The sequence below is a fragment of the Vibrio sp. M260112 genome (assembly GCF_036533775.1).
Classification (GTDB): Bacteria; Pseudomonadota; Gammaproteobacteria; order Enterobacterales; family Vibrionaceae; genus Vibrio.
In genome coordinates this window covers 1-10,535 of sequence record NZ_JATABH010000075.1, presented here as the reverse complement: position 1 = coordinate 10,535, position 10,535 = coordinate 1, and the positions used below count along the sequence as shown (strand labels likewise).

At 38.9% G+C, this 10,535-nt stretch carries 13 protein-coding genes and 1 pseudogene; 11 read left to right on the top strand and 3 right to left on the bottom strand.

Features of this window, described 5'->3' with window-relative positions:
• Window positions 1–568: 568 nt before the first annotated feature.
• Window positions 569–694, top strand: coding sequence for a hypothetical protein (locus tag QTN95_RS19060; protein WP_331418603.1), 126 nt, complete (start codon window positions 569–571; stop codon window positions 692–694).
• Between the two features lie 299 nt (window positions 695–993).
• Here QTN95_RS19060 and QTN95_RS19055 read toward each other — a convergent pair whose 3' ends face one another.
• From QTN95_RS19055 to QTN95_RS19045, 3 genes are all read right to left on the bottom strand, one after another.
• Entirely contained in the window at window positions 994–1,602 is a 609-nt protein-coding gene (locus QTN95_RS19055; protein ID WP_331418602.1) for a TIR domain-containing protein, read from the bottom strand.
• The gene (locus QTN95_RS19050) at window positions 1,602–2,018 is read right to left on the bottom strand and encodes a hypothetical protein (RefSeq protein ID WP_331418601.1); all 417 of its coding nucleotides are present in this window, start codon (window positions 2,016–2,018) and stop codon (window positions 1,602–1,604) included. The genes QTN95_RS19055 and QTN95_RS19050 overlap by 1 nt, the downstream gene beginning before the upstream one ends.
• Before the next feature lie 437 nt (window positions 2,019–2,455).
• The gene (locus QTN95_RS19045) at window positions 2,456–3,271 is read right to left on the bottom strand and encodes a hypothetical protein (RefSeq protein WP_331418600.1); all 816 of its coding nucleotides are present in this window, start codon (window positions 3,269–3,271) and stop codon (window positions 2,456–2,458) included.
• Between the two features lie 790 nt (window positions 3,272–4,061).
• Between QTN95_RS19045 and QTN95_RS21305 the strand changes: the two genes are divergently transcribed.
• From QTN95_RS21305 to QTN95_RS19000, 10 genes and pseudogenes are all read left to right on the top strand, one after another.
• Window positions 4,062–4,256, top strand: coding sequence for a phage protein Gp27 family protein (locus tag QTN95_RS21305; RefSeq protein WP_443088880.1), 195 nt, complete (start codon window positions 4,062–4,064; stop codon window positions 4,254–4,256).
• 296 nt (window positions 4,257–4,552) lie between these two features.
• Window positions 4,553–5,011, top strand: a complete 459-nt coding sequence (locus tag QTN95_RS19040) for a hypothetical protein (protein ID WP_331418599.1) — start codon at window positions 4,553–4,555, stop codon at window positions 5,009–5,011.
• A 1-nt stretch (window position 5,012) separates the two neighbouring features.
• Entirely contained in the window at window positions 5,013–5,327 is a 315-nt protein-coding gene (locus tag QTN95_RS19035) for a phage protein Gp27 family protein (protein ID WP_331418598.1), read from the top strand.
• A gap of 194 nt (window positions 5,328–5,521) precedes the next feature.
• Window positions 5,522–5,980 carry a hypothetical protein gene (locus tag QTN95_RS19030; protein ID WP_331418597.1) on the top strand — a complete coding sequence of 153 codons (459 nt, stop codon included), beginning with the start codon at window positions 5,522–5,524 and terminating at the stop codon, window positions 5,978–5,980.
• Between the two features lie 4 nt (window positions 5,981–5,984).
• Entirely contained in the window at window positions 5,985–6,368 is a 384-nt protein-coding gene (locus QTN95_RS19025; RefSeq protein WP_331418596.1) for a Mor transcription activator family protein, read from the top strand.
• Window positions 6,368–6,739, top strand: coding sequence for a hypothetical protein (locus QTN95_RS19020; protein ID WP_331418595.1), 372 nt, complete (start codon window positions 6,368–6,370; stop codon window positions 6,737–6,739). Before QTN95_RS19025 ends, QTN95_RS19020 begins: the two co-directional genes overlap by 1 nt.
• Before the next feature lie 111 nt (window positions 6,740–6,850).
• Window positions 6,851–7,678, top strand: coding sequence for a phage protease (locus tag QTN95_RS19015; protein WP_331418594.1), 828 nt, complete (start codon window positions 6,851–6,853; stop codon window positions 7,676–7,678).
• Between the two features lie 3 nt (window positions 7,679–7,681).
• Complete coding sequence (locus tag QTN95_RS19010) at window positions 7,682–8,581, top strand: Mu-like prophage major head subunit gpT family protein (protein WP_331418593.1); 900 nt, start codon at window positions 7,682–7,684, stop codon at window positions 8,579–8,581.
• 54 nt (window positions 8,582–8,635) lie between these two features.
• On the top strand, window positions 8,636–10,315 hold the full coding sequence (locus QTN95_RS19005; protein ID WP_331418592.1) for a tape measure protein: 1,680 nt from the start codon (window positions 8,636–8,638) through the stop codon (window positions 10,313–10,315).
• A gap of 64 nt (window positions 10,316–10,379) precedes the next feature.
• A pseudogene (locus tag QTN95_RS19000) lies at window positions 10,380–10,535 on the top strand (IS630 family transposase); the annotation flags it as partial.

Genomic DNA, 10,535 nt, shown 5'->3' with positions numbered 1-10,535 from the left:
CCGAGCCCCGTTTACACAGAGCCTTATTGTACTCCGCCCAGTTAGTTATCTTCTTTTTTGCCTTACCCATGCCACCACCGCTCTAACCATCATAAAGGGTCAGATCGCAAGACTCGAAAAAGGTTCAACTGATTTAGGCAACAACGCCCCTGTGATATGTCACGAGAGTTCACCGTGCGAATGCTGTTACTGAATGGATAAGCTTTAGTATGGCAAAAGCTAATGAACACGATGTGAATGAGTAAGATGTCTAAGCAACTTCGGGGCACAAACGTGGTAGCACTTGAACTACCAAGCTGAACTACCAAGCTGAACTACCAAGCTCAATCAAAACGCCTAAACGTGCCGAGGGTTCACCATCAATACAAATACCCGATGAACCACCTGTTACACTCCTTGGGCAATTACCATGAGGTGTTTTATAGGCAGGCACGCAAAAGCGATGCTGCAAGAAGAGGTTTAGCACGGAACCCGCCCTATTCTTTTGATTTCGTAAAGGGCGTTGTAGCTGCCTTCGCAATGCTCATTGTCTGATCTGTGGCTCTAACGGAGCACAATATAATGGTGCATGTCCCTTCTATTCTTCGCTTCTATTCTCACTATGTACGCAGCTCAGTTTATGGCTTCAATGCAAAGCGGCGTAGATGTGGATGCTGCGATGCACTCTGGTGACTTATCGCCTATCTTTAGCTAGCTATCAGATAACATTTGGAGCAAGGGAAAAACGATACTACCTGAGTGTAAACGGTTAATGAGGATGTTAAAAGGGAAAGAGTTTTCCTGCAATGAAGGTTGGCAAGGATTCAAAATGCATTTTGATAAACTTGCATTGCCTACAGGCCAACTAATAACCGCACAAGAAATCATAAAGAGTATTGCTATTATTTAAATAAAATCTGAGCTGGAGATTAAAACTAGCTCAAAGCTAATAAAATACGTTGGAGCTATTCAGCGCATAAAGTAAGGCTCCTAAGGAGCCTTATTATCGAACAATTATTGTTTGGCAATCTCGAATAAATCCAATTTTTTGCTCTTATTATAAGCATTTTCGATATAGTAATCAGGATCACCCAAAAACTCTTTTTGAGTCGCGATAGTGATATAAGACCCTTCAGTACTCGAATAAGTAGCGCAATGTTCACAACTATATTCAGGTTTTTTTCGATTAAATCTATTTGCCTGAATAATCTCAGGAAGATAATGGTTGTTGTAGTTCCTGTAATTGCAGCCGTCATCACCAACCATTCGATTCATCAACCATTCTACAGAACCGTCTTCTTCTTTAATCACCACCACTACACCATTCGGTTGAGAAGTAGTATCACCACGTTTTTGAGATCTCAGAGCATATTTAATTTCCCATTCAATCCAATTACTACTATTCATGTCTGGTGAAGCAATAACAATCAATACAGAAGTTTGATAGATCATTTCCTTCAAAGCATTCTTTATTGTGTCTGTAGTCTGGTCAGTTCTGTCTGGTGATTCACTGGTTTCGCCTTTGTAATATCGCGCGTCTTCACCTAATGCTTCTAATATTTCATCTCGTAATTCTTTTGATTCACTATATTTGTAAGAAATAAAGGTCTTTCTTGCCATCATTAATTTCCAGAAGTAATTTTGTATACAACACCAACTAAAATGATCATTAGTAGGTAAGTTTTTACAAGAGTTATTGAAAATAAAGAAGAAAATAAGCAGTACTCACCACCAGTATAAGATTTGGTTTTCATCGAAAAATTGGGTACCTCGCTAGTTGGAGTAGTTAAACCAGCCACGTCATTGAATAAGCCTCTGTACTTCCTTTCTTGTTGTAAATAGTACGCATCGAGAAACCAAAAAATCACTATAGGCAAAAGAGCAACGAAAACAAACTTTGAGTTGTTAGTACTACCATAAAGAGCCATTAGAGCTGACACTAAAGTAATCGCCCAATTCTTAATCTGAAATGAATTAGAGTTCATTCTAGTGATGATCCCTTGAATCATTTCCATATGTTTTAACTTGTATTCGTTCATAACGACAACCTTAATTCAACTTTGAATGATAGTGATGAAATGCAACTACTATCACATGAGAATATACACACTGGTAAGTTAGTAGACAATTTATTAATGCTACATATGATAAATAAAACAACCAAATGTCCCCCCGTAATACAATACGGGGTTTACAACGAATACCATTAGACAAATTGATAACTTTTAGTAGGGCAAACACATGGATCCTAAGTAGCATAGAGTACTGGCTCTAAACGACTTTGGGGCAGAAGTGAGTTACGACGCATCGAACATTCTGATTTTTCGTATTACTTCAAGTATCACTAACATGCGGCCAATCTACATATGACTGACCAAATTCTCTAATCCACTACAGTCGATGAAGCGAAATAATTTCACGAAAATAAATCGCCATGTTGTCACCATCAGTGCGGTGGCAGGTAGCTATCGTTGTTTTATTTTTTAGTAAAAAATCTTTTGCTATAACCATTGAATGATGGTGGTAAAGCGGTATCTGAAAACGTAGTAAGTTTGTTGATGTCAAACGATAATGAGAGCAAAGATTGTCCTGTTAGATCTCGCAACCTTTCTAGCTCTTCAAAGCGATCTTTTTTCAAGTAAGCATTCATTTCATCAATTGATTTTGGTTGATTTGGATTAACATCAAAATGATTGTGTGCAAAAAAATTGAAACTCAAAATCTTTTCGAGCACCTCAGTTTCAACTCTATAAGTCCAAATTGCACCTTCTTGTCCAATAAATTGGTAGTTGATATTTCGTTCAGGAACGTATCTAGCTGCTTCCAATAGCAAAGCGATACACTCAAGCTTTCGTTCTAAACCATGCTTTCGAAAAATATGTTGATTTGTATTGTAGTAGTCATTCAATTCTACCAGTTGGTTAAAGTGAGCCGACAATTCTGAGTACTTTATTTGGGGGGCTTGTTTTGGTAATGTTTCCCCATATTTCTTATCAGGTCTTAGGTATGTGTTGAGAAAAAAACTTATTGAGTGATCTGCTTCAACTAACATCTTACGAAAAGTAAGTAATTGTTCAGCCTCATACTTTATAAAGCTGTCGTTGAGCCATTGTTTTTTCTGGTTGCTCGCTGAAAGAACAGTGAATGCAATAGCTGCTGTTGAAGTTAGCGCTGCAAAAATGCTTGCTAAATCAGCAAGGGTCATATCAGGATAACGGTGTAACGTTATCATTATTATCAAGTAAGTAATAACAACAATACTGACAATTAATCCTTTATTTTTTTCTAACATTCTAGTCTCTATTGCTAATCGATGGATTATTGTGAATCGACCTTGCTTCTATCTACACATTACTAAATAACTGTTCCTAAATATAGATCACTGGTTTGTAGAAAAAGAAGGGAACTCGGTACCGTTTGAGCGATCTGATCAGTCGCCAAACATACAAACCTACAACCGTTACCGAGTTCTCATGATTCTAACATTACCTGACTGTATAGGGTCTAGAGATATGAACAATTTTACGAAGTGACGGGATTGTCCCTAAATCCTAGGGATTATCCCGAATTTATCAGTCTTAGATTGCCTGTAACGCCTTGTGCGTAAAGGGAAAGATGTATTATGTTCTTTCGTGTGATTCAAGCCTGATAGTTGTAAACAAGGCTTTATATTAGACCTTTCTAAAATGAGCAATATCGGGACAAAAGCGAATTTTAGCCTAGTAGATTGAACAGGATTGTTTTTGTTCATCACATATTTAAACTATGTTTAAATCATTGAAAATAAATACATTTTGAAATTTAAAAACCTCTTCATTCTTCCTTATTTGGCTGTTTAATATGGTTGGTAATAAGAAAGAAAGTTACTTTCTCTTTCAAGTTAAAAGTTAACGTATAAGTTATTGTTTTATAGGTTTATTTAACAACTTTTACCAACTTGAGGTTGAAAGCAGAAAAGATCGCAAAAAACCAAGCATGTTAAATTAATGTTAATAGAATAATGAGTAATTCGAGTTTGTTTATCCTTATTTCATCTCTTCATTATGTTGTGATCATGGCTAGCCAAAAAGATCGCAAATTCTATGGGAAGAATAAGTAAAGTAGATTCGTTACCACCGCACATAAGAAATAAGGTAATCCATCTAATAAAGACTCTGAGACACAAGCAGGCGTTGCAGGAGGTTAACTCACTAATAGAAGATAGTGGTTTGCCTGATGACTGTAAGCTGTCTCGCTCTAGTCTGAGCCGTTACCGAGTTGATAGGCTATTGATGTAATTTTTAGTGCTCATTTTACTAGTCCGAAATTTCTTGACGTTATACAGGCTTCAATCTATGATGAAAAAACACCAGCAAAATCTGGTGTCGGGATTGGAACCCCGCTATAATCCAAGGCGCACAACACGCCTTTGCGTGTTTTTTTGTGCGTATCGTTCACTGTTTATGGTGAGCTGGGTGAGGCTAACTTCGGTTAGGCCGTCTCTTGGATGCGGTAGTTCCAACCTTGCTCAGTTCGCCACCAGTGAGATTGGAACCTCCTGATGGCGATATACAAAATATCCAAGGAGGCCATCATGCCGAATAACTTTCCTCAAGAAAACTGTAATAATGCTACTGTAAGCCTTACAGTTAACGGTCAATCAATAGAAGTATTCCCTCCATACAATCCCAACTCTTCGAACATAGATCAGTATGTGCCAAGTGTTCAGTTTCGAAAGCAAGTACATAAGCATGTTGAAACTCTAGCTGGCAACCTAAGCGGATTTTTCAGCCTTTATAACCTATGGGTTAAAGGTGATACAAAGTGCGACTATACCGTTGTTATGGAAATGACCATGCGAGCTAATGTGTTGGCCTCCCAACTTCAAACCATTTCAAAAGCATGTAAAGAAGATCGCTTTACAGCTTTGCCTAGCTCTGACCTCTTAACAATAAAAGAGCAAATCGAGTTAATAGAAATCGCCTCTCAACTCGATGTATCACCATCAGAAGCATTAGCGTTGATTCGAAACAATATTGACAAGGTGGTTTGAAATGAAGTCTTTGTTATCTGCATCTGAAAGTCATGAATTGGCAAGCCTAGTTCGTTCTATTGGTGTTCGTAATGTGCTTGATATTCTGCGTAGAGCAGCGTCACCAAAAAAGAACACTCGACTTTACAAGTTTGAACAGCTACCAACAGATATAAGGGCAAGTGTCGCTGTCATGTTGTGCTCTAGGCGTTATACACAAAAAGATATTCTCTTTTATATTAATAATGAAATTGACAGACGAAACTTAAAAAATAACTTAAAGTTATCAAGGTCTGGCTTCAATCGTTATTTAAAAGAAAAAATATTAAACGATTGACATGGTGAAAAAATAAATATAATGTTAATGACAGCTTCGGTAGCCCTCGAAGTGAAACCTGTAAAAGCCCCACTTTCATGTGGGGCTTTTTTTTATGCCCTGCATTCTTACACTTTCAACAACTCGCGTTACTACTCTTTTCTGTAATTTTTAAACTAACATGAGTTCATTGATAACAACTCCAGTTACCAGTCATGAACCGTGAATTTAACCATCAATATCTCAAAATAATGTTTCTGTTAGAGTTGTATGCAGAAGACTTACCGACAGAGAGACTTACAATTGCTTTTATAAATGGACTTCTTAACAATAGCAGTGGTGCCATTGAAAGTGGGCAAATATATTTTAAAAAATATATGTCTTTAGGTTTTATGATTAGGTCTGGGTTAGTAATCAAATTGATTAAAGATGGTCATACACCAGAAGAGGTATCAAGTAAGTTAGATATATCAAGTTCTAAGGTATACAAGCAATGCCAAAAGCATGGGATAAATCTAGGTAGAAAAAAAGGCTTTAAGCATCGCTTAAAAATGCGAGTTGTAGATATTGATAGGGAGCTAGTCAGAATGATGCGCTCCGATGGGATAAGTTTTACTGATATCAGCAATCAGCTAGGCATTAGTAGAAAGTGGGCACAGGATATGTTGAGGTAATAAAATGGAAATGAATTGGATTGAAATTGCAAAAAACAAAGATGCCGTAAATATTGCACTAACTGTGTTAAAGGACAATTCTGGAATAGATTGGTTTTTTGATGAATTTATAGCTGAATCGGAAAATCTGGGAATAGATAAGTCGGAAGCATTTAAATTGATTTGTGTAATGATTTCAATTCTTGGTGGTCAACAAGTTTACCTCCCTAAAGAAGTTCATTTTAATCGCTACTTATCATATAGGCTTATTTATTCGGATTTTAATGGTAATAACACCAATGAAGTTGCAAAAAAACACAACGTTTCAGCAGCGCATGTTATTAGAGTTGTAAAAGCATGTGCTAAGGCCGATAGAGAAGCGCGTAACGCACTGGAAGGAGTTATTTAGTGTATCAATACGACTTAATAGATGGTGTCGAAATTAATGGCACATTAGTAAAGACAATTGATATTCAGCCATTATCAGATTCAGACAAAGACACAGTATCTGAATTGGTAAATAAGCAGTATGAACATATTGAATCGAACCCTAACTTTAACCCTGTGAGTGAAAAGCATATTCAGTCAATTAAAGGGTTAATGTTACTCAATGAACATGCGTCGGCCTCTATTTCTGCATTTGGTGAACAACAGGCAATGGTTACTTACGATGATATCTGCTCATTGAAGATGACTGTAAACGATTGGAATATTGTCTTGACCGCAAGTATGGCTGTTGATGAATTCCATCATGGCGAAAAAGTTGAAATGTTCGCCTAAAGCGTTGTAAGCGCCTTTATCAACATTTGGTGCATGGTTTGTCATTTAAAAAAGTTTAAATCAATCTCGTGCGATTTAAACAGTGTTTAAACATGGTTGGAGATGGTAGCAATGCCAGTAACAGCAATTTGTAGTGAAATTGGCGCAAAAGCCCCTGAATGGGTACAGGTATTACCCAGTGGTCCAGACATTAAAGGGTTGGATGGTCGAAGCTGGCTTATGCGTAATCCGCAAGTCGTTATTCATGCCTTTAAGAATGCCAAAATTCCTATGGTCATCGATTATGAGCACGGACAGGTACTAAAAGCCCCAAACGGTGATATGGCTCCTGCTGCTGGATGGATTGAAGATCTAGAAATTAGAGATGGTCAAATTTGGGCTAAAGTTGATTGGACTCGAAAGGCAGCAGAAGCAATTAATAATCGTGAATACCGCTTTTTGTCTCCAGCATTTAGTTATGACAATGAAACGAAAGAAATTCTAGGTCTGTCCAGTGTTGGACTAACCAATAACCCTAATTTAGTTATGCAAGCTCTGAATAGTAAAAGTGCTCATGTTGAAAGTGAGCGTGACTGGAGTGCTGTGTCTAAAGCTCTTGGTACGAATATCAACTCTCAAGACGACTTACTCAATGCTTTAAATAGTCGTAACGCAAGTGAAGAACTTAGTAAAGCGGAACAAGTCGTAGATAAATATATTTCCGAAGCGGTTTTTGTGCCCTCTCAGCGTGATTTCTTAATCGCAACTTGCAGAACGCAAGGTATCGATAAATTCGAGGCGTTCGCATCAGTCAATACAGGGTTTTCTCATTTGGCTAGAGAAACCACATTCAAACCCCTAGAGCGCACAAGCAAGCTGTCAGCGACACAATTAGCAGTATGTCGAAATGTCGGTGTTACTGAACAGCAATTTTTGAACATTCAAAAGAAAGAGGGCTAAACAATGCCAACCCCAATAGATATCAATGATGTTGTTATTCAATCAAGTACAGCCTTTGCTGGTCGTTTTGACACGGGTATGAATAATGCTCAACCTGACTATGAAGCTATTGCAACGGTTACTCAATCGTCAGCAGGTGCTACTGGTTACGGATGGTTGGGCGACTTTCCAAGGCTTAAAGAGTGGATAGGTGCACGACAACTGAAAAACTTAAAGAAACACCAATATAATGTTGTCAATAAGCTTTTCGAAGATTCCGTTGAAGTACCACGAGTTGACTATGAAGATAATGATTATGGTCGCTACGGTATTATTTTTGAGCAGATGGGATACGAAGCTCGCATGTATCCAGATGAGCATGTATTCGGTCTATTAAAAAATGGCTTTACAGAGCTTTGTTATGATGGGCAGCCGTTCTTTGATACAGACCACCCGCTCGACGATGGTACATCTACTGCTTCTAACGTAGATGTGCCAGCTATTGACCCAAGTGAAGCATGGTATTTGCTCGATACTAGCCGACCAATCAAGCCTATTATTTGGCAAGAACGCTTCAAGCCTGAATTTCAGTCTGTTACAAACTCAACTGATTACAATGTGTTTACTACCGATAAGTTTGCTTTTGGTACTCGTGCTCGTGGTAATGCTGGATTCTCTTTCTGGCAATTAGCATTCGCCTCTAAGCAGCCTTTAAATGAAGCAAATTTCGAAGCTCTCATGGACAGAATGCTCGCACAAAAAGATAGTGAAGGCAGACCTCTAAGAGTTAAACCGACTCTGTTAGTTGTTCCAGTCCACATGCGTTCTGCGGCCGAAAATATTCTGTTCAAAAAATATTTGGCCAATGGTGAAGATAATACCAATTACAAAAAAGTTGAGCTTCTCGTCTCCCCTGAATTGTAATTAATTTGTATAAGGCTGGCCTATGCCAGCCTTTTTCTTCCAAGGTGTGTAGAAATGTCAAAGAAACTTGAAACCGATATTGTTATCAATTTACAAGGCGATCTAGAACGTAAAGCAAAGCGTTATGGTAACTCAATGTCTCAATTCGCACATAAGAGTGAAACCGCAATGATAATGCTAAATCGCTCTGTTTCTGCTGCTTCAAGAGGTATTGACTCATTCGGTAACCGTACGTTGATGGGGGCTGGTGTTGCCGCCGTTGCTTTTGAGCGTACATTCATGAAAACAGCAGCCTCCTTTGAAAAGTTACGAGCTTCAATGCAAAGTATGATGGGTTCCGATGCTGGTGCTCAAGAAGCCTTAGAGTGGATAGAAAACTTTACTCAATCGACACCATACTCTGTTGAAGAAGTCACACAATCCTTTATACGGCTAAAAGCATTTGGTTTAGATCCTATGGATGGCAGTTTGCAAGCTATTGCTGATCAAGTTTCCAAAATGGCAGGAAATGCCGATATGGTGGAAGGAGTTGCTACAGCTTTAGGCCAAGCGTGGACAAAAGGGAAGTTACAAGCGGAAGAACTTAACCAAATGTTAGAGCGTGGTGTCCCTGTCTACGAATACCTACAAAAAGCGAGTAAGGACTTAGGTCATAACTTCGGGCAAGGTTTCAGTACCGCACAGCTTCAAAAAATGGCTGAATCTGGGCAACTAACACGCAATACAATCCGTGACCTAATTCGTGTTATGGGCGAAGAGTCAGAAGGGGCGGCTCTAAAGCAAATGGAAACATGGAACGGTATGATTTCCAATATTGGAGATCATTGGATGCTATTTCAACGTGATGTGATGGACTCAGGCGCATTCGAGATGCTCAAAGATGAATTAGGTGACTTTTTGGACACGCTCGACCAGATGAAATCAACAGGTGAATATGACAAGCTTGTTGATAAGGTTGGTCAGTCCCTTGTTGATTCATTTAGAACGGCTGCGGAAGCTGCTAAGGGGTTGAAAGACGTTGGAGCAGAACTTCTACCAATATTAAAGGCTGTTGGTACTGGTGCTCAGGCTATTAGCGATGCTGTCGGTGGTTATGGCAACTTAGCTAAAATTCTGGCGTCAGTTTATGCAATTAATAAAGCAGTCTCGATAGGTGCTCCATTAATTAAAGGGGGAGCAGCAGCGGGCGGTTGGATCTATGATAAAGCGAGAGGCAATAAGAAAGGTCAAGGCGTTTTAGCCAGTGGATTGTCTAGTTTGAATGCTACGCCAGTATTCGTTACTAATTGGCCTGGAAGTAGCTACGGTTCTCCCTTGCTCCCTGATTTTAGCTCTGATGCCCATACAACAAAGAACAAGCCTAGTAGATTATCCAAAGCGGTTGACGCTACAGGTAAGGCATTTGTTGTAGGATATTTGATGGAAGAAATATTTGGTGATACCGATTTTGCCAAACAAATGAAACAAACTACCCTTGCAGATGTTTTCCCAAGCGTATTTGACTCTAAGAAAAAAGATAATGAGACAGTGGGAAGTAAACTTAATAAGTTATTAGAGCAGCAACAGTTACCCTCATATCTCACGGGCAACTATAAACCACTAGAGTCTCAATCCAATTACCCTGTAAGTGGAGACTTACGAGTTAAGGTTGATGTGAGTGATACCCGCATTAGCACTTCTGTAGAGTCATCTTCTCCCTCAATCAAGATAGACCCTGATACAGGCGTGAATTAACAATATTGTAACATTTGTTCTATTGTTCACTTAGCTAGTCCAATTGTGCTCAAATCGCGCGACGCTGCACACTGACCGCGCAGAGCGACGTCGTATCGCTAAAAAGATACATAAGACTAAGGATAAAGACCATTGCCGCCGCTTGAATGCCATATTACTTCTTTCACAAGGGTATTCCGTTACCACTGTATCAAAGCTTCTGGTTGCTGCCCGCTCTTCC

Coding starts and splice junctions, on each gene's coding strand:
- QTN95_RS19060 (WP_331418603.1), top strand. CDS start 569: ATGTCCCTTCTATTCTTCGCTTCTATTCTCACTATGTACGCAGCTCAG.
- QTN95_RS19055 (WP_331418602.1), bottom strand. CDS start 1,602: ATGATGGCAAGAAAGACCTTTATTTCTTACAAATATAGTGAATCAAAA.
- QTN95_RS19050 (WP_331418601.1), bottom strand. CDS start 2,018: ATGAACGAATACAAGTTAAAACATATGGAAATGATTCAAGGGATCATC.
- QTN95_RS19045 (WP_331418600.1), bottom strand. CDS start 3,271: ATGTTAGAAAAAAATAAAGGATTAATTGTCAGTATTGTTGTTATTACT.
- QTN95_RS21305 (WP_443088880.1), top strand. CDS start 4,062: ATGGGAAGAATAAGTAAAGTAGATTCGTTACCACCGCACATAAGAAAT.
- QTN95_RS19040 (WP_331418599.1), top strand. CDS start 4,553: ATGCCGAATAACTTTCCTCAAGAAAACTGTAATAATGCTACTGTAAGC.
- QTN95_RS19035 (WP_331418598.1), top strand. CDS start 5,013: ATGAAGTCTTTGTTATCTGCATCTGAAAGTCATGAATTGGCAAGCCTA.
- QTN95_RS19030 (WP_331418597.1), top strand. CDS start 5,522: ATGAACCGTGAATTTAACCATCAATATCTCAAAATAATGTTTCTGTTA.
- QTN95_RS19025 (WP_331418596.1), top strand. CDS start 5,985: ATGGAAATGAATTGGATTGAAATTGCAAAAAACAAAGATGCCGTAAAT.
- QTN95_RS19015 (WP_331418594.1), top strand. CDS start 6,851: ATGCCAGTAACAGCAATTTGTAGTGAAATTGGCGCAAAAGCCCCTGAA.
- QTN95_RS19010 (WP_331418593.1), top strand. CDS start 7,682: ATGCCAACCCCAATAGATATCAATGATGTTGTTATTCAATCAAGTACA.
- QTN95_RS19005 (WP_331418592.1), top strand. CDS start 8,636: ATGTCAAAGAAACTTGAAACCGATATTGTTATCAATTTACAAGGCGAT.